The organism is Pseudomonas sp. GL_139_B, assembly GCF_057834475.1.
This window is the reverse complement of record NZ_CM174403.1, coordinates 4972969-4992752: the sequence shown is the minus strand read 5'-3', so window position 1 is coordinate 4992752 and position 19784 is coordinate 4972969. Positions and strand designations below refer to the sequence as shown.

At 59.4% G+C, this 19784-nt stretch carries 8 protein-coding genes; all 8 read right to left on the bottom strand.

The genetic code is table 11. The annotated features are described in order from the left end of the window. Positions 1-182 precede the first annotated feature (182 nt). The 8 genes from AC3ISI_RS22780 to AC3ISI_RS22745 all read right to left on the bottom strand — a co-directional run bounded on the left by AC3ISI_RS22780 (position 183) and on the right by AC3ISI_RS22745 (position 19523). On the bottom strand, positions 183-1502 hold the full coding sequence (locus tag AC3ISI_RS22780) for an MFS transporter (RefSeq protein WP_489333907.1): 1320 nt from the start codon (positions 1500-1502) through the stop codon (positions 183-185). 297 nt (positions 1503-1799) lie between these two features. After that, positions 1800-3134 carry a sigma-54-dependent transcriptional regulator gene (locus AC3ISI_RS22775; protein WP_489333905.1) on the bottom strand — a complete coding sequence of 445 codons (1335 nt, stop codon included), beginning with the start codon at positions 3132-3134 and terminating at the stop codon, positions 1800-1802. Next, complete coding sequence (locus AC3ISI_RS22770; protein WP_489333904.1) at positions 3128-4894, bottom strand: sensor histidine kinase; 1767 nt, start codon at positions 4892-4894, stop codon at positions 3128-3130. Before AC3ISI_RS22770 ends, AC3ISI_RS22775 begins: the two co-directional genes overlap by 7 nt. Before the next feature lie 87 nt (positions 4895-4981). Beyond that, positions 4982-7720 carry an RHS repeat domain-containing protein gene (locus tag AC3ISI_RS22765; protein ID WP_489333903.1) on the bottom strand — a complete coding sequence of 913 codons (2739 nt, stop codon included), beginning with the start codon at positions 7718-7720 and terminating at the stop codon, positions 4982-4984. Positions 7721-7745: 25 nt separating this feature from the next. Further along, entirely contained in the window at positions 7746-10409 is a 2664-nt protein-coding gene (locus AC3ISI_RS22760; protein WP_489333902.1) for an RHS repeat-associated core domain-containing protein, read from the bottom strand. Positions 10410-10466: 57 nt separating this feature from the next. Then, the gene (locus tag AC3ISI_RS22755; protein ID WP_489333901.1) at positions 10467-13226 is read right to left on the bottom strand and encodes an RHS repeat-associated core domain-containing protein; all 2760 of its coding nucleotides are present in this window, start codon (positions 13224-13226) and stop codon (positions 10467-10469) included. Continuing rightward, positions 13223-17761, bottom strand: coding sequence for a SpvB/TcaC N-terminal domain-containing protein (locus tag AC3ISI_RS22750; protein ID WP_489333900.1), 4539 nt, complete (start codon positions 17759-17761; stop codon positions 13223-13225). Before AC3ISI_RS22750 ends, AC3ISI_RS22755 begins: the two co-directional genes overlap by 4 nt. Positions 17762-17999: 238 nt before the next feature. Continuing rightward, complete coding sequence (locus AC3ISI_RS22745) at positions 18000-19523, bottom strand: fumarate hydratase (protein WP_019581511.1); 1524 nt, start codon at positions 19521-19523, stop codon at positions 18000-18002. Positions 19524-19784: the final 261 nt, after the last annotated feature.

Genomic DNA, 19784 nt, shown 5'->3' with positions numbered 1-19784 from the left:
ACCTGCCGATAATTTCCAGCGAAGCGGTCCAAATGATGAGGGGGTATCAGTCGATATCGATGTTGAATGTCCGTTCGCAATCGCGAGCAGGCTCGCTCCCACAAGGGGCCGGTGTACACCAATCCAATGTGGGAGCGAGCCTGCTCGCGATGGGGCCAGTACAGCCTACCTTGAACTAAAGGTCAGTCCGTCTCGATCCGCGAATGCTTGCGGGTATCTTTCATGGTCACGTACACCAACAACGACACAGCAATACACGCCGTGACATACCAGTAGTACCCGGTTTCCATGCCAATGCTCTTGAACCACAGTGCAATGTATTCAGCGGTACCGCCGAAGATCGACACGGTCAGCGCATACGGCAGGCCAACGCCCAGAGCACGGATTTCAGTCGGGAACAGTTCGGCTTTCACCACTGCGTTGATCGACGTATAGCCGCTGACGATGATCAACGCCGCCATGATCAGGAAGAACGCGCCCCACCAAGTGGTGATGGTGTGGAGCGTGGTGAGGATTGGTACGGTGAACAGCGTTCCGAGGACACCGAAGGCAATCAGGATCGGCCGACGACCGATTTTATCCGATAGCCCGCCGATAATCGGTTGCAGGCACATGAACAGGAACAGCGTGGCGGCGGAAATCGTGGTGGAGTCGGAGATGCTCATGCCGACGGTGTTCACCAGATATTTCTGCATGTAGGTGGTGTAGGTGTAGAACGCCAGCGTGCCGCCCATGGTCAGGCCGACCACGGTCATCAGTTCCTTGGGATGGCGCATCAAGGTGCGCATCGCGCTTTCCTTGGCCTTTTCTTTCTTGGTGAACGACTCGGTTTCTTCCATGCCGCGACGCAGGTACAGCGCAACTACGGCACACAGTGCGCCGATGGCGAACGGGATGCGCCAGCCCCAGGCGTACAGTTCTTCAGTGGTCAGTACTTGTTGCAATACGATCAGTACCGCCAGGGCTATGAGTTGACCGGAGATCAGCGTCACGTACTGGAAGCTGGAGTAGAAACCGCGACGTTCCTTGGTTGCCATCTCGCTGAGATAGGTCGCTGAAGTGCCGTACTCACCCCCGACCGACAAACCTTGCAGCAGGCGAGCGAACACCAGCAGGATCGGTGCGCCGATGCCGATGGTTTCATAGCCCGGGCTCAGGGCGATCAGCAGCGAGCCGAAGCACATCAGGTAGACCGAGGCCATCAGGGCCTTTTTGCGCCCGACCTTGTCGGCGTACAGGCCCATCAGCCAGCCACCGATCGGGCGCATCAGGAAGCCCACGGCGAAGATCGCGGCGGTGTTCAGCAGTTGGGCGGTGGTGTCGCCTTTGGGGAAAAAGGCCTTGGCGAAGTACAGGGAAAAGGCGGCATAAACGTACCAGTCATACCACTCGACCATGTTGCCGACCGAGCCGCTGAAGATCGACTTGATGCGGCTGGAGGTGGTTCTTTCTTTGGCGGGCACGGCAGCCGACCCAAGGGGCAGGGCGTTGGAGTTATCCATTGAAGGATCCTTCATCTGATTGTTTTTATGGAGCGCGGTTAAACGCAGCCTGTGAGGGCTATAGCAGGAGGTGTGCCAAGAGGCAGAGGGGCGGTTTAGAGGGGGTTGGAAGGTTTGGTGAGCGGAAATCCGCTTATGCTGAATTGGGGGTGAGCGGAAAATTGCTTACAGAGTCGTTTTTTGCGTTGCCTGTGCCGGCCTCTTCGCTGGCAAGCCAACTCCTGCAGGGTAATGTGTATACCGTGCAAATGTAGGAGCTGGCTTGCCAGCGAAGAGGCCATATCAGGCACCAATAAATCAGCTGTCTTGCAAGAACATCTCCCGACTCAACCCATGCCGCTGCATTTTTTCATTGAAGGTGCGGCGTGGCAGTTGCAGCTCTTCAAGTACCCCTTTCACATCGCCCTTGTGCCGGGTCAACGCCGCACGCAAACAATGTGCTTCAAACGCTTCCTGTTGCGCCGCCAGCGACTGCCCGGGATCAATTCCCGCCGGTTCTGGTTCACTCAACCCCAGCACTTGCCGCTCGGCGACGTTCGCCAGTTCGCGCACATTGCCGGGCCAGTCGTGGCTCAGCAGATGGCTAAGTTGCGGGCCGGTCAACGGTGGAAAGGTCCGACCCAAACGCTCGGCGGCATGCTGGGCAAACGACTCGAACAACAACGGAATGTCCTCGCGCCGATCACGCAACGGCGGCAGACGCAACTCGGCCACGTTCAACCGGTAAGCCAAATCCTCACGAAAACGCCCGGCCCGTGCTTCATCCAGCAAATCAGGTTTGGTCGCGGCGATGATCCGCAAGTCCACGCGAATGCTCTGGTTCGAACCGAGTCGCTCAAGCTTCTGCTCCTGCAACACCCGCAGCAATTTCACTTGCTGAGCCAGCGGCATGCTTTCAATCTCATCGAGAAACAGCGTGCCGCCGTCGGCATATTCAAGCTTGCCGATGCGTTTGCCCTGGGCGCCGGTGAACGCGCCGCTCTCGTGGCCGAACAACTCGGCCTCGAACAACTGCTCGGGAATCGCCGCGCAGTTGAGCGCCACAAACGGCTTTTCGGCACGCGGCCCGAAGTCATGCAGGCAACGCGCAACCAGCTCCTTGCCGCTACCTGTTTCGCCACGGATCAACACGTTGACCGGCAACGTCGCCAGGTCCAGCACCTGTCGGCGCAGCGTCTGTAAACCACGGGACACGCCGAGCAAAGTGGCATCGAGTTTGGCGCGGTTGTCGGCCTGTTCGTGCAGGGCACGGTTTTCCAATACCAGCCGACGCTTGTCCAACGCCCTGCGCAGACTGTTTAGCAGGGTTTGCGGGCTGAAGGGTTTCTCCAGAAAGTCATACGCGCCATCGCGCATCGCTTCGACTGCCATCGGCACATCGCCGTGTCCGGTCAGCAAAATCACCGGCAAGTCAGCATCGCGGCGCTGAACTTCAGCCAGCAACTCCAGCCCGGTCCTGCCAGGCATGCGCACGTCGCTGAGGATCACGCCGGGAAAGTGCGCGGGCAATTGCGCCAGGCACTCATCGGCGCGGCTGAATAACTGCACCTCAAATCCCGACAGGCTCAACCATTGTTCGACGGCGCTACGGATGCTGCTTTCGTCGTCGACCACCATTACTGAATTCAGCATGCGACAGGCGCCTCCAGATCGATGGGCAAGGTCAGGGTAAACACGGCGCCGGTTTCACCATTGTCGGCACTCAGGCGTCCGCCCGATTCGTGAACGATGGCAAACGATACCGCCAGTCCCAGACCCAGGCCATCACCCACCGGTTTGGTGGTGAAAAACGGGTCGAACACATTCGGCAGATGTTCTTCGGCAATGCCACCACCGTTGTCGCTGACCGTCAGGCGCCACAATTGTTCGTCGGCTTCGAGGCGGATTTCCAGACGTTTGCAGGGCTTGTCGTGCATGGCATCGAGGGCATTGCGCAGCAGATTGATCAGCACCTGTTCCAGACGAATCGCATCGCCGCGCACCCATGCCGGGCGGGTCAGGTGCAGCACGGTGCTGACCTGTTCATCACGCAGACGCGCGTCGAGCAAGTGCAGCGATTGGTCCACCACTGCCGCCAGATCCAGCCGTTCGCGCAGACCGCTGGGGCTCTTGCGGGCGAAGGTTTTCAGGTGGCCTGTGAGGGCCGCCATGCGCGTCAGCATCTCATCCACCGGCCTGAGCGCCTTGTAGGCGTCGTCGACCCGACCGTGATCGAGCAGCAGCCTCAGAGTAGCAAGCTGCATGCGCTGGGCGGTCAGTGGCTGGTTGATTTCATGAGCGAGGGCGGCCGACATCTGCCCGAGGGCCGCGAGTTTGGCCGATTGCACCAGACCGTCTTGAGCGGTGCGCAAATCGCGGGTGCGCTCCTCTACCAGTCGTTCAAGTTCTTCGCGGCTGCGCTGACGCATTTTGGCCAGGCGCCAGCGTTGATTGAGGAACAGCAACAGAAACACTAGCGCCAGCCACAGCCCGGCAGCGGCGAGCGCGGCATTGCGGCTGTCTTCGAAGGCGACTTGCGGGCGGCGCAGCAAATGCAGGGTCCAGCCTTCACTGGCCAGCGGCAGCGACTCCCACAGGTAATCAGCCGTCCCGTCGGGGCCCGCAACGCGCCTCAGATCACTGTTGTCGTCGAAGTGCTGCAGTGTTTGATAATCCAGCGGTGTCAGCGGTTGTTTGTCGTATTGGCGGGTGGCCTTGAGCGCGGCGTGATCGCTGTCGCTCAACGGTTGCAACAGTCGATAGCGCCAGCCCGGCTGGTTGGCGATGAAGATGATCCCGCGTGCATCGCTGACCAGCAGTGTGTCGCTGCCCTGGCGCCATTCGCGCTCCAGTTCCGGAAACTCGAGCTTGACCACCATCGCGCCGAGAAACTCGCCGTTGTCGCCGGTGACCGCGTTGGACAAAAAATACCCCGGAATGCCGCTGGTCACGCCCACCGCATAAAAACGCCCGGTGCCTTGGGTGCGTGTCTCACTGAAGTACGGACGAAAGCCGTAGTTGTGACCGACATAGCTGCTGGGCAACCGCCAGTTGCTGGCAGCCACGGCGAGGCCGGTGCGGTCGAGCAGTTCGAGGGTCGAGGATTGCGCCGCGCCGTTGATTATTTCCAGTTTGCGATTCAGTGCGTCCTGTTGCTCAGGCGACACTGTGCCGTTGAGGGCGGCGCGCAACTCCGGGTCCAGCGCAAGCACGGCGGGCAGGGCGCGGTAGCGATCGATCAGGGTGTGCAGGGAGTTGGCGTACAGCGCCAGTTGCTGATTGGCGCGCGCGGCATCTTCGACCAGGGCCTGGCGTTCGGTGTGACGCATGGCGAAACCCGCCGCCAGCGCGGCGCCGGCGATGATCAACAAGGTGTACAGCGTCAGGCGTAACGCGCGCGAACGAGCAAGCATGGTGTCCGAAACAATCAGCAGTAGGGGCGCGCACCATAACATGGAGTCGCGCCGAAAATTCAGGGCCCGACGCCGTGGCGCAGGCCCTCAGGCGGCTCTTTTTTCCATAAGGTGCTGAGAGACTCTTCCGACCAGGTTTCTGGCTTGCTTGATCCCGCTTCGTGCCACTTTAAAGGCTTGCTCAAGGCTCGACCTGTCGAGAGCACCCGAGTGCATCGGCATGTTGAGGGCGCCGATCAGCCTGTCATCGCTGACGGCCGCGCCTGCCTGCGTTTCAAGGGCGTCGTTGACCTGTGCTTCTACGCCATTGAGATAAGTGTCCAGCGCGTCGAGATTGGACGTGATTCTGTCGAGATCGCCTTGGCCAAGGGAATCATTGAGCGCTTCGGTCAGCTGGGACGCCTGACGGGCGATGGCCAGGGTTTGTTTGAGGTAAGGCACTTTGAGGTGTTTGCCAATGACTCGGGCGGTGGTTTCGATGGCTGTTTTTGTCAAGCCTGCGGAGTTCTCCGGGCTGAAGCTTTGTGCCACCGCTTTAACGCTGAAAGGCTCGGCGCGGGATTTGCTTTTCAGGTTTTTTACCGAAAGCGCTGACGGATCCGGGGTGATGGTGTAACCCAGCCCAGTTTCCTCGCCGACTTTGTCCATGAATTTGGCGGCCGCTTCGGCGGCAAAAATCCCTCCAACAGCCGCTGCAATCGGCACCGCAACCGGTGCCGCCGGGCCCGTCAGGCTGCCGATGCCTGTGCCGACTGTCGCTCCAGCCGCCCCCGCATGAAACGTGACGGCAAACGAAGCCACGCTATAGAGTAGTTTTTTGCCCGCCGTTTTGTAGATGTCACGGGTTCGAGTGAGATTGTAGAGTTGATAATTGAGTTTCTTCATTTCGCTGTTGACGGCCGACAGTGTGTTTGACGCGTCGATGATCTGTTGTTTTGCAGCGTCTTCCTTTTTCGTACCGCTGCTATCGACATAGCGCATCGGGTTGTTCGTCACAAACGCATAGAGATTCAACCCGTCCACATCCCATTCCGGATCGACACTCACCCACCGCTGCAACCACGGCGCGTAGTAACGAGCACCGTAGTAATAAAGCCCGCATTCGTCCATTTCCTTGCCCGAATAGCGGACGGTTTTGTAGCTGACCTCCACTGCTGAAACCGCCGCCAGCCAGGCGGTGCCGCCAAACGGGTAATAGCCTTCGTGGGTGATCAGTCGGGCGTTTTGATCGAGTTCCATGAGGCTGGAACCCAAGTGATCGTCGAGGCTGTAGCGCAGTTGATCCTGGTCGATACCGTCGGGTTTTCTGCTGACCCAATGCAGGCAACGCACGCTGCCACGACCTCCCGGCAGGGTGATGACGTGCAGTGTTTCGCCGTTGTCGCGGGTGCGGATTTCCAGCCCCGGCAGGTAAATCACCTGGTGAAAATGGGTCGTTGTGGACGTTTGGGTTTCGTGGCGTTTGTAGACGCGCGTGCCTTGGCTGTAGCGAAAGGTTTCTTCATCGTTGAGCGCGCCGGCACGCGCAACCAGTGTCGCTGCGGCCAGTTGATCGCGGCTGTTCCAATGCAGGGGCCCTCCCGGGGTCGAGGCGATCAGGTTGCCATGGCGGTCGAACAAGCTGTCGAAATCAGGGACGGGATCTCCTTCTTTCCAGCGCACGCCACGGTTGCTGTTGGGATCGATGAACATCCGCTGGGTGTAACCGCCCAGCGCACGCTCATGGACCAACATGATCAGGTTACCGCCAGAATCGTACGTGTAGTTCTGTGTGTAGTTGAGGTGATTGTTGGGATCGCTCGGCGAAGGGCGCCCCGGCAGGTCTGAGGGCGAGGTGGCGTCATGGCCCGTGGCGCTGGTCAGTTGATACAGCGAGTCATAAGTAAAAGCACGATGACCATCGATGAGCTGGTTTTTGAAGTAGACCGGTTTAAACGCGAGATCGTCGATGCGTAACAGGTTACCGACCCGGTCATAACCGTACTGAAAGTGCTGGAGCAGGTTCTGGCCTGGCACACCTGCGGTCAGGGTATCGAGACGACCATCGGCCTTATCGTAAGTCCAGGTGCTGACCACGTTGTTGCCGGCCTGTTGCTCGATGATCTTGCTGGCGGCGTTATACCGGGTGTTTGCCAGAACGGGCTGCCAGGTCCCTGTGGATTTGAGTTTCAGGTGAACCTGTTTCAATTGGCCGGCGATGTCGTAATGCATCTGTTGTTGATGCTCACCCGCATCGGTCTGGGTCAGCACCGCACCGAGCGGGCTATAGGTCTGATGACGGGAAAAGGTGCCGACTTCTCTGAGCGTGCGGCTGTCGCGCAATGGTTGGCCGTGCAGGCTGAAACTGCTGAATTCGAGCACGGCGCAGGGATCGACTTGCCTGATCAGTTGGCCGCGCAGGTTGTGCTCGGGGTTGGCCCAGGCATCGGCATAGGTGAAGGTTTCGACAGTGCCGTGAACGCTCTCTTCTGCGGCGACAATGCGCAACTGGTTGTCGTAGGAGGTGCGCCAGTGGCTGCCTCGCTCATCCCAGCGCTGAAGAATCTGCCCGGCCACCCCAGCCAGGCTCAGGCGCCAGCCGGCATCGACGCTGACGACTTTGACCGGTTCACCGGAGAGTCGGTAAACCGTGGTCAGGTTCGGCACCTTTTCGAACAGACGCGGGTCCCACTGCGCCACCAAATGCGCGAACCCGTCAAAGTGATGGCGGGTTATCAGCGCTTCCAGCAGGCCGTTCTGGCGCAGGTAGGCCACTTGGCGAACGGGCAACCCGCGCGGCTCATGGGCAATGACTACGGGGGTACGATAGTCCGGGTTCGTGTTCATTTTTCAGGCTCGCCGTTGCGCCGGTTCATGCGGCTGACTCAGAGACAGTTTTATGCAACCGCTGTATTAGTTTTCTGGGTTTTGGGATGGGTCTCTCCATCGTATTTGCGACCTGGCTCAGTTCCGCCAACCGCTGATTGGCACCGTCAGCTTCACTGGATTGCTCAACGACGGCCTTCGCCATTTCCAGCGTTTGACTGATTGCCTCAAACGGTTCCATGCCGGTATTGAGCAGTTTCATGGCCTGGCGTTGTGCTTCGCAGCCAAGCTCTCCCAGTTGTTTGTAGAACATGTCTTGAATTGGCAGCGGGTAGCTCGTGATGCTGTCCGCGAACTGTTTGATTTTGTCGATGGCCTCTCGGCCACCGCTGACAATACTTTGTGCTCTCTCAATGACTTTGTTCGTGGTGTCGACAGCCGTGCCCAAGCCATTTTTGATTTCTTGGGTATGTAGCGTCTGCGCCAGCTTCAAACCTTTCTTGAAAAAGTAATACCGCAGCAACGGCATCGCGATGGCGCCGACCACCATGCCGACTGCCGCGCCAATGCCGGTGCCGATACCGGGTACGACGCTCCCGAGTGCCGAGGCCACGGTGGTACCGGCAATCGCGCCTTTCAATATTGATTTGACGCCATGTTTGGACCGAAGGAATTTACCCAGCGTCATGCTCTGGCGAACCTCGGCAATGTCGGCGCTTTCGGGAATAAGGCCGTCGAATTCAGTGGCGAGGCTGTGTATCTGATCGGCAGCATTCTTGGCTTTACCGAGTACGCCTACGAAATCTCGGCCCAGTTCAAATACGGCTTTGAATGTGCCTGATTTGTCGACGTACAGAAGCGGGTTGTTGCCGACCATCGCATACAGATTCAACCCATCCACATCCCCTGCCGGGTCAGCACTGATCCAGCGCTGCAACCACGGTGCGCAGTAACGCGCGCCGTAGTAATACAGGCCGCTGTCATCCATTTCCTTGCCCGAATAACGGATGGTTTTGTAGTCGGCATCGACTTGATTGCCCGCCGCCAGCCAGGCCGTGGCGCCGAAGGGGTAATAACCTTCGTGGCTGATCACTTGCGCTTGCCGGTCGAGTTCCATGACACAGGAGCCCAAATGGTCTTCCAGGCTGTAGCGCAATTGATCGGCCTCGATGCCGCCAGGTTTGCCGCTGACCCAGTGCAGGCAACGCACGCTGCCGTGCCCGACGGGCAGGGTGATCACGTGCAGTTCTTCGCCGTTGTCGCGGCTGCGGATTTCCAGTCCCGGCAGGTAGACCACCTGGTGAAAATGGCTGAGCGAGGAGGTGTGGGTTTCATGCCGCTTGACCACGCGCACGCCCTGGCTGTAGCGGTAGAGTTCCTGGTCGTCGGGGCCATTGTCGCGTTTGACCCGCGTGACGGATGCCAGCTCATCGAGGCTGTTCCACTGCAAGGCGTTGCCCGGTTGCAATTGCTGAAGGTTGCCGTGGCAGTCGAACAGCTCGGAAAAAACCGGTGCAGGATCTCCCTCTCTCCAGCGCACGCCACGGTTGCTGCCAGGGTCGATGAACATCTCGCGGGTATGCGCGGCGCCATTACGGACATGACGCAACGTGATCAGGTTGCCGCCATGATCGTACTCATAGTCTTGCTGGTAGTTGAGCCGATTGCTTGAGTCGCCGGGCAGCGGCCGGCCCGGAATATCCGACGGTGGGGCATCGTCGTAACCGCTGGCACGGGTCAGCCGGTACAGCGAGTCATAGGTGAAATCGCGGTGACCGTCGATTCTCTGGTTGGCGAAGTGGATCGGCGGGAACAGGCGGTCTTCGATACGGGTGATGTTGCCGACACGGTCGTAGAAATAGTCGAGGTGTTGCAGCGCCGCCCCGGCGTTTTTCTGGCTGCGTTGGCGGGTCAGGCGCCCATCGGCCGGGTCGTAGGTCCAGGTGCTGAGCACATCGTTGCCGGCGCGTTGTTCAATGATCAGGCCGGCGGCGTCGAACTGCGCCGCTTTCAATACCGGCTGCCAGGTCGGGCTGCCTTTTAGCCGCAGCTCAACCTGCTGGAGTTGGCCGCCGACGTCGTAGCGCAACTGTTGCTGGTGTTCCCCGGCATCGGTCTGGCCCAGCACCACACCGAGCGGACTGAACGTGCGGCTGCTGCGATAGGGCGTGCCTTCGACCAGGGTTCGCGTTTCACGCAGCGGCTGCCCCAGCAGGCCATAGCTGTCGACACTCAAGGTGCCGGCGCGGTCGAGTTGTTCGGTCAGGTGGCAACGCAGGTTGAAATCAGGGTCGGCCGAGGCATCGGCATAAGCAAAGGTTTCGACGTTCGGCTGGGCGTTCTCTTCAATCGCGACCGGACGCAGCAAGTGGTCGTATCGGGTGCGCCAGTGACTGCCGCGCTGGTCCCAGCGTTGCAGCGCCTCCCCGGCCGGTCCGGCCAGGCTTAACCGCCAGCCGGCATCCACGGAATCGACCTTCAACGGTTCGCCGGAAAGGGTGTAGACCGTGTTCAGGTTAGGGGGGAGCCCGAACAGCCGCGGGTCTGTTTGTTTGAGCAGGCGCCCGGCCGCGTCATACCGTTGTCGGGTGATCAGGGTTTCCCGCGTGCCGCCGACGACTTTGCGCAAGTACGCGATCTGGCGGATCGGCAAACCCCGACTATCCATGGTCGTCAGGTTCGGGGTGCGCGCATACAGGCCCGGGTTCATGGGAATGTACTCTCGAAGGCCGCGCCCTGCAGGCTGGGGCGCCGCACGACTGGCTCCTCAATTTTTCGCATGTTGTCGATTAGCTGGGCGGGTTTGCTTCAACAAGAACTGGTTATCTGTTGTGCCCATTTCCTTGTAGTGCGCCATGCCAGTTTTGGCTCGCATTATCAGATCCTGAGTCCTGCTGTGCTGCTGTTTCAACGCGCTGCGGTGAATCGGCTCAAGCAGACTCCTGTCGGTCATGGCATTGACATTGGGCAACAGAGCCGCCGGATAAATGGTGTCAGCGCCAGCGGCGTCAAAGGCTAATTCAGCTTGGGCGTAGCGTTCATTCTCGATGATTTCCCACTCGTTCAACATTCGCTCGATTTTGATGATCTTGACCGGATCCAGTCTGTTCTGGATGTCTTCGGCCTCCTGGACCCTGCTTCCCATGTTCAGGAAAGCGCCGACTCCCGGTACGACCGAACCCACCACGTTATTCAGGAAAATATTGATCCCTTTACCAAGCCAGTCAGTGGAATTATCCGCAGAGAGGCCAAGCTGGCGATCAATGGCTTCGATGTTCATGGTGGACGTCTGCGGTAACAGAGGCCGGATCAGGCTTGCCATCGGCAGGCTCGCTCCACCCCCTGCGCCAGCGAGTTCGCCACCCAGATTGCCACCGGTCAAGCCTTCAGAAAAAGCCGGTTTGCCTTGTGTTGTCAGATTGACGACGTGGGGCGCATCGGGCAACAGGACGCCGCCTGCCTGAGCCCCGTAGTACCCGCCCGCGAAGCCGATGGCTGCGTTGATTGATTCACCGGCAAGGTTCTTCAGCAGGTCCACGGCAATGTTGGTTTCATTGAAGACGTTGTCGAGTTGCTCAAGTGTCTGGGCGGCGTGACCTTCCAGGACAGCAATAAAATTCGAGTAGTTGTAGATGACCTCGTCCGCTTTTGCCTCGCCGTTTGTATCCACATATCGCATCGGATTAGCGCCCACAAACCCATACAGATTCAACCCATCCACATCCCCCGCCGGGTCGGCACTGATCCAGCGTTGCAACCATGGGGCGTAATAGCGCGCGCCGTAGTAGTACAACCCGCTGTCATCCATCTCCTTGCCTGAATAACGGATGGTTTTGTAGTCAACGTCCACTTCATTGCCTCGCGCATACCAAGCCGTGGCGCCGAACGGGTAATAACCTTCCTGGCTGATGACTTGGGCCTGTTGATCGAGTTCCAGTGCGCAGGAACCCAAGTGATCGTCGAGGCTGTAGCGCAATTGATCGGCGGCGATGTTTGCCGGTTTGCCGCTGACCCAGTGCAGGCAACGCACGGCGCCATGTCCGCCGGGCAGGGTGATTACGTGCAACTCTTCGCCGTTGTCGCGGGTGCGGATTTCCAGCCCCGGCAGGTAGGCCACATCCTGGAAATGGACGCGCGAGGACGTGTGGGTTTCATGGCGTTTGTACAGGCGCACGCCCTGGCTGTAGCGGTAGAACTCTTGGTCATCGGGGCCGTCGTTGCGTTTGACCAGCGTGACCGATTCCAGTTGGTCCAGGTTGTTCCACCGTAAGGTTTTGCCTGGCTGCAAGCCCTGGAGATTGCCGTGGCGATCAAACAGTGCGTCGAAGTCCGGTTCGTCACCGGGTGTCCCGCGCACACCGCGATTACTGGTCGGGGCGATGCACAGCTCGCGGGTATAGGAGGCCCCCGCACGTACATGAGTCAATTTGATCAGGTTGCCGCCGGAGTCGTATTCATAGCGTTGCCTATAGTTGAGCCGATTGCCGGGATCGCCGGGCAGGGGCCGTCCCGGAATATCCGACGGTGGCGCATCGTCGTAACCGGTGGCGCTGGTCAGTCGGTACAGCGAGTCGTAGGTGAAGTCGCGGTGGCCGTCGATGAGCTGGTTGGCGTAGTAAACCGGCTGGAAGGCGTGGTCTTCGAGGCGGATGATGTTGCCCACGGGGTCGTAGAAATACTCGACGTCTTGCCGCGCCGGTTCGGTGGTTTTTTGCGCTTTCTGCGTGGACAGGCGTCCATCCGCCGGGTCGTAGGTCCAGGTGCTGAACACGTCATTGCCGGCGTGTTGCTTGATGATCTGACCGTTGGCGTCGTATTGCGCATCTTTGAGCACTGGCTGCCAGTCGGGGTTGCCTTTTATCCGCAGTTCAACCTGCTTGAGTTGCCCGCCGATGTCGTAACGCAACTGTTGCTGGTGGTCACCGGCATCGGTCTGGCCCAACAGCGTGCCGAGCGGGCTGTACGTTTGGCTGCTGTGGTAGCGCTGGCCCTCGACCAGGGTTCGGGTTTCGCGCAGCGGCGGCCCCGGCAGGCTGTAGCTGTCGACACTCAAGGTGGCAGCGCGATCGACCTGCTTGCTCAACCGACCGCGCAGGTTGTGGGCGGGGTCGGCGCCGACATCGGCGTAGGTAAAGGTTTCGACGTTCGGCTGGCCGTTTTCCTCGATGGCGAGGGGGCGCAACTTAGGGTCGTAGGTGGTGCGCCAATGACTTCCACGTTGATCCCAGCGCTGTCGCATCTCACCTGCCATTCCGACCAGGCTCAAGCGCCAACCGGCATCGACGCTATCGACTTTGAGCGGTTCGCCGCAAAGGCGGTAGACGGTGACCAGGTTGGGGACGACACCGAACAACCGCGGGTCCCATTGCGCGACTCGTCGCCCGGCGGCGTCATACCGCTGTCGGGTAATCAGGGTGTCCAGTGGCCCGCCGACGACGTTGCGCAAGTAAGCGACCTGACGGATCGGTAAACCCCTGCTATCAATGACCGTCAGGTTCGGGGTGTGCCAATGAACCGCGGTGGTCATTGCTTGCCTGCCTTCAGACCACTGACAGGTGGTGCAACGTAGGTGTCGTTGAAATCCAGACTGGTTTTGTACCAGGGGTGGATGATTTCAAGTGCGACATCCCCTTTGGCGTTGATGACTTTGTTCAGGCGACCCAGCACGTCGTAAAAGTTCTGATCGTGATGGCCGAACTCACGCAAGGAGTGGTCATTGATGTAGCGGTGTACATTGGCGAAGTACGGGCGAAACACGCGAACGGGCAATCCCTTGTTGTTGTATTCCACCCGTTCGCTGACGCGCCAGCGAGGGTTGGCGGGGGCGACCTTGGGTTTGCCGTCTTCAATCACCAGCTCACCGTTTTCCACCACGAAAGCCGGGCCGGGCTCCACCAATTGTTTGATCTGCAGTGGTCGGCCGAAACCATTCACGGAGGCTTTGACGATCTGGATTTGCTGTAACTCATCATCAAAGTAGCGGTCGGCGGTGAGGACGACACTGTGCACCGGTTCGCGGGAAACCGTGTGGATCAGGGCAAACAGTGCTTGTTCAGGCACGGTCAGGGATTTGAGCCGAGACAGGCGGCGCCGGGCACTGGCGCGAATATGCAGGCTGGGTAAGACATCACCTTGCTCGATCCAGGTGGTCAGCCAGTCAGGTGTCTGTCTGACCGAGTCGGGGAGTTCGCCCATCCAGCTGAACAGGTCCTTGCGCAATACGCTGGCCGCGTTTTGCAGGGCGCCTTTCGGATCTTCGATGGCAGGGCCCGGACGAGGGTCGAGGGGGCGCACGTGCTCATCGATAGGCCGAAAACCTGCGGCCTTGCCATCTTCAGTGCCATAGAAACTGATGGCGAGCGGTTGGCCGGACGGTTCGTAAAGGGCTTCCTCGATATTTTCATTGGCATCGATACTGCGCATGAGTTGCAGCGCGTGATAGTCATATTCAAAACGCGCTTCGCAACCGTCTGGCTGCCTGACGCTTTCCGGAAACAGACGGTAGGCGTCGTAACGGGTTGTCGTGATGCCGTGACTCGGCGTTTCGTTGTACTCAAGCACCTTATAAAAGTTGTCGGGGGCGTCGTACCTGGCAAAGCCGTATCGGGATGACCATAAATTGCGTTGCTTGTCTTCCTCTTCGTCGGCGGCAGGGTCCACGCCCAGAATCAGGGGCATGTGCGAATAACCGATCTTTTCCAGTTCGTCCCGGATAACCAATGACGGCACGATGTCGTAGGCGTCCAGCGCAGTCTTGTCCAGTAGCGCAATTTCCAGCGGCGCCCGCAGTGCCTCGAATTCAGCGTCGCCATCGGCCAGTGGGGTCTGATCCTCTGTCTTGAGGTAGCGATAGACGGATTGGGTGGTCAATAGCCGCTGAGCGACCCATTGGGGTGACGCGTACAGTTTAATCAGCCCCTCAAAGGATATTTCTTCGGGGGCCAGTCCTTGTGGCACCGACCCCTTGGGCAATATCAACGCATTGCCGCGCTGCTGCCAGGGCAGGCCCAGTCGCCAGCCTTGCAAGTCCTGCTTCAAGTGAATGAACCGGGCGCGGGTTTCGTTCAGGTAATAAGACTGTTGCGCCAGGTCATGGGCATCAAGCCACCATTTCTTTTCATCGACGTCGTCAAAGGGCGGTTCATCGCCTTCGGTTCGGCGCCTTGCATAGCTGACCGTGATGGCATGCACAGGCATGCCGAACTCGTCATGGCCCAAGGTGATTTCATGGCGGCACAGCGGGTCGTTGACGAAGCGCTCGTACTGGTAGCTGATCTTTTCCAGTGGCAAGGGCAGCATGATCGGGTAGGCGTCATGGTCTCCCTTTTGGCGCAGCTCGCGGACCTTGTAACGACTTTCCTCCACCGCGAAAGGCACCGCCGTAGCCGGATCGTCATCGGCGGCGTAGGTCTCCACGCGCAGCACCGAACCGGCGAGGGCGTGAGCGATGGCGTGGGCGGTGGCTTCGTCGGCGGGCGGGACGGGATCATCAAAATCATCGTTGGGGTGATACTGGCAAAACAACGCGGGTTTCAAGGCGAGGGCCTCGGGATCACGGTTGAAGTAACCATCGCGTGGCAGATCGATCAGCCGTCCGGTATGAAACCAGGTGCGGGTCAACGAGGGGGCGGTAAAGCCGCTGTCTTCATCCCTTTGAGCGGTTTCGCTGTCGGTCTGACACAGCAGGCCGAAGCCGCGGAACTCCCGGTTCCGGCCATCGTAATAACCCTGCGAATACTCGAAGCGTTGGTTCAGGCAATTGCCAGTGATTTCGTCGAGCTGGGTTTGTTGCTTGACCACTGGCACCGGGAACGGCAGGTAGCACACTGGCTTGATCGGCGGTTTTTCATCCAGCCATTCCTGTGCGGAACTTCGATAAACCACTTCTGTGCTGCAACCCATGTTGTTGTTACTGGCGATCAGCATGTAAGGCTTGGCGCTGACGAAATCGTAGCGCCAGTGCCGTGGCGACATGTGCGGCACCGTCAGGATCAGACTCGCGCAACCCAGGCCTTGCAAGTCGGCGAGGGTGACCTGGCACAGATTGTCGTAACGGATGTCGTCGGGCCAGGGGACGGAAACGGGGATTTGCTCCAGGCCATTACCACCGTGATTCAAATAGATGTCGAAACAATCTGACTTCAGGTAAATCAGTGCCGGTGCACCGGAGCCATCCAGATCGGCGATCCGCACGCGCGCCGCGTCGAATGTCGCGTAGTCGAAAGGCAGGGCACTCATGACAAAGCCCTTGCCGAACCGACCCTGCCCCAGGTTCGGCCAGCATCTTATTTCGTCGTGGCGGATGCGACACAGCTCGGTCATGTCGCTGCCCAACAAGTTACCCAGCATCACCAGCTCGCTACGCGAATTGCTGAGTAGCGGCAGGCTATCGCTGTCCGGTTTATGCGGGACGTCCAGGCCTTGGCCGAAACCGTCCTCACGTCGGTTGGCGTACAGTCGCACGCTCCGTGGGCCGATCAGCGCCATCGAGCTGAGACCGTCGCCCATCAAGTCGCCAGACTGTGAAAGCGTGTGGAAGAACTCCACCGGGAACGCTGTAAAGGGAATGAACCCCGACCAACTGCGATCGGGATTGAGAGTGTGGAAGCCGCTTGTGCCGGGTGAGGCGAGGATCCAGTCCAGGCGGCCGTCACCGGTCAGATCGGTCAGCGCCTGATAGGCGGGTTGGTTGCGATCAGCCATCGGGATCTGCTGCAGCTCCGTCCATGGGCCGTAATGGATGTCATCGCCCCCCGTCGTTGCGCGCAAGGGCTCGCGGTAGTACCAGCTCTGGTCGTAACGACAGAGAAAACCGGGCACGCCTTCACCGAACAGATCGACACATTGATGGTGCGCTCTGTCCTCGATGCCAGGCATGTTTTCGAATGGCAGGAACGGGCTTGACTGGGCATTGAGTTCGAAACCTGAATAGTCGAACTCCACCGGCGGCATGTTTTCCACAGCACCGCTGGCGTCGTACGCCTGATAGTGCGCCGCCACCAGTTGGGTGTATGCCAGTGCAGTCGTTTGGTATTGCAGCAGCAAACGTCGAACGAGTACCGGTTTTGCGCCCAGCGCCTGCGGGAAATGATGGAACATCAGAACTTGATGGCACAGCCGTCGTGTGCTCAGTTCGAAACCGTAGGTGTAGCTGTGGAAGGGGTCGCTGCGCAGCTGCCACTCGCCGAAACCTTCGCCGGGGGTATCAAACGGCGGGCCGTAGAGCGGTTTCTTTTGCAGATCGAGCGTGCGCTCGCCGTAGTCGAACACCAAGTGGAAATGCCAGTCCAGGCTCGTCGGGTTTTCTACCGTCCAGGCATACAAATCTTGGCTGGCCACGGCATTGCCGTAACAAACCCGGTGCAGGTAGCGCTGGGCACGATAGTCGTGCGAGTCATCGGGGCTATGAGCCTGATCTTCGGGCTTGTAGTCGAAACAGATGTGTTCGCCATGGGGGCTCATGCTTTCGAGCAGTAACCACACACCGATACGCGGCGCAGCGTCAGGGTTGGCCGGGTCAACAGGTTCGGCACGGCGCGAAGTGTCGGTCTTGCCATAGACATGCAGGCTGCCATCTGCCCCGTGTAGCAACCAGAAGGGCGGTTTTCCCTGCGGTTGCCAAAGCTCGATCAGATCAAATGAACGCTCGACCCGCGGCCAGTAGCGCACTACGCGGTGCTCACCAATATCAAGCTGGCGATAGCGCGTTTCGATTCTGCATTTTGGTCTGCCCTCGCCATCCAGTTCGGGCATTAACTCCTCGCCACCAGGTCCGACCATGATGTCAACGTCGAGGTAATCGGGTACCCCCTTGCTGGTCCGGCGAGTGATTGCATTGATGCCCAGACGCCAGCCAATGCCAAACGGCCCGTTACCGCCCTGACTGTCATAGCTGAGCGCCATGGCGGGATCGAACCCGCGCCCAGCTGAAAGGGGCAGCTGCAATTCGAATGAGGCTCTACCCGTCACGCCGACTGATCCCCAGCTTTTGCCGATTGTGGCGATCGATGCACTTTTGGCGATGGAGGGTTCAGTGATACTCAGAGACGCTTGGTCTTCCATGGGCTGATCCTGTTGTTGGCCTGGCGCTCGCCCGTGACTACGGTGTCGCTGGATGGATCAGACGCTAACAAGATGAGAGCCATTCGTAACCTGTCAGATCTGACAGGTCACGCGGGGTGTGTTAGACCGAATAGTTGTAAACACTTCGTTTTTAATGCCGCGGCATTATTTTTGAGCAAAAAAAACGGCCGGGTCGTCTATTCAGACACCCCGGCCGCTGTTTAGCCCGCTAAAGCGCTTACTGCACTTCTACTGCCAGGCTCTCACTGATCTTCTTCTGCCAGATGGCAGGACCCGTGATGTGGACCGACTCACCCTTGCTGTCAACCGCAACAGTCACAGGCATGTCTTTGACGTCGAACTCGTAGATCGCTTCCATGCCCAGTTCAGCGAAAGCCACTACGCGGGACTTCTTGATGGCTTGCGCCACCAGATAAGCCGCGCCGCCGACAGCCATCAGGTAAACGGCTTTGTGGTCCTTGATCGCTTCGATTGCGGTCGGACCGCGCTCGGATTTGCCGATCATGCCCAGCAGGCCTGTTTGCTCAAGGATCTGACGGGTGAACTTGTCCATCCGCGTCGCGGTGGTCGGACCGGCAGGGCCCACCACTTCTTCGCGCACCGGATCAACCGGGCCGACGTAGTAGATGAAGCGACCTTTGAGGTCCACTGGCAGGGTTTCACCCTTGTTCAGCATCTCGACCATGCGCTTGTGCGCCGCGTCGCGACCGGTGAGCATCTTGCCGTTGAGCAGGACGGTCTCGCCCGGCTTCCAGCTCTGCACTTCTTCCGGGGTCAGGGTGTCAAGGTTGACTCGACGAGCCGACGGGCCGGCTTCCCAGACGATTTCCGGGTAGGCGTCCAGCGGTGGCGCTTCCAGCGAAGCAGGGCCGGAACCGTCGAGCACGAAGTGCGCGTGACGGGTGGCGGCGCAGTTCGGGATCATGCACACCGGCAACGAAGCGGCGTGGGTCGGGTAATCCATGATCTTCACGTCGAGCACGGTGGTCAGACCACCCAGGCCCTGGGCGCCGATGCCCAGTTGGTTGACCTTCTCGAACAGCTCCAGGCGCATTTCTTCAATGCGGTTCTGTGGGCCACGCGCTTTCAGCTCGTGAATGTCGATGGACTCCATCAACACTTCCTTGGCCATGACCGCGGCTTTCTCGGCGGTGCCGCCGATGCCGATGCCGAGCATGCCCGGTGGGCACCAGCCCGCGCCCATGGTCGGAACGGTCTTCAGCACCCAGTCGACGATCGAGTCGGACGGGTTGAGCATGGCCATTTTTGACTTGTTTTCGGAACCACCGCCCTTGGCTGCCACGTCCACTTCCACGGTGTTACCCGGAACGATGGAGTAGTGGATAACGGCCGGGGTGTTGTCCTTGGTATTTTTACGAGCGCCCGCCGGGTCGGCGAGGATCGAGGCACGCAGAACGTTTTCCGGCAGGTTGTAAGCCCGGCGCACGCCTTCGTTGATCATGTCGTCCAGGCCCATGGTGGCGCCATCCCAACGTACGTCCATGCCCACACGAACGAACACGGTGACGATGCCGGTGTCCTGGCAGATCGGGCGGTGGCCGGTGGCACACATGCGCGAGTTGATCAGGATTTGCGCGATGGAGTCGCGGGCGGCTGGCGATTCTTCACGCAGGTAGGCTTCGTGCATCGCCTGGATGAAGTCAACGGGGTGGTAGTAAGAAATGAATTGCAGGGCGTCGGCAACGCTCTGAATCAGGTCGTCTTGCTTGATCACGGTCATGAGTCGCGCTCCTCTAAAAGACGGGAACATTCAATAAGGTGCTTGCAGCTTGGGTGCATCGGTCGGTTGCAAGCACCTTTCAAGGCACGCCGGGGCTGCTGGCGCGACGCTAAAAAGGCGCGGCAGTATAGCGCGCCTCGGTTCAGGACACACCCGCCGACGGTCAATCGTTGGTCGCATACCGCCCACATATTGGAAATTTGGAAAATGGCCTTTGTGGCGAGGGGGCTTGCCCTAATGCCGATCAGTTAAGGCGTTGAG

Bases quoted from the DNA above. Each gene is read 5' to 3' on its own strand.
- AC3ISI_RS22780 (WP_489333907.1), bottom strand. From the start codon at position 1,502: ATGGATAACTCCAACGCCCTGCCCCTTGGGTCGGCTGCCGTGCCCGCC.
- AC3ISI_RS22775 (WP_489333905.1), bottom strand. From the start codon at position 3,134: ATGCTGAATTCAGTAATGGTGGTCGACGACGAAAGCAGCATCCGTAGC.
- AC3ISI_RS22770 (WP_489333904.1), bottom strand. From the start codon at position 4,894: ATGCTTGCTCGTTCGCGCGCGTTACGCCTGACGCTGTACACCTTGTTG.
- AC3ISI_RS22765 (WP_489333903.1), bottom strand. From the start codon at position 7,720: ATGAACACGAACCCGGACTATCGTACCCCCGTAGTCATTGCCCATGAG.
- AC3ISI_RS22760 (WP_489333902.1), bottom strand. From the start codon at position 10,409: ATGAACCCGGGCCTGTATGCGCGCACCCCGAACCTGACGACCATGGAT.
- AC3ISI_RS22755 (WP_489333901.1), bottom strand. From the start codon at position 13,226: ATGACCACCGCGGTTCATTGGCACACCCCGAACCTGACGGTCATTGAT.
- AC3ISI_RS22750 (WP_489333900.1), bottom strand. From the start codon at position 17,761: ATGGAAGACCAAGCGTCTCTGAGTATCACTGAACCCTCCATCGCCAAA.
- AC3ISI_RS22745 (WP_019581511.1), bottom strand. From the start codon at position 19,523: ATGACCGTGATCAAGCAAGACGACCTGATTCAGAGCGTTGCCGACGCC.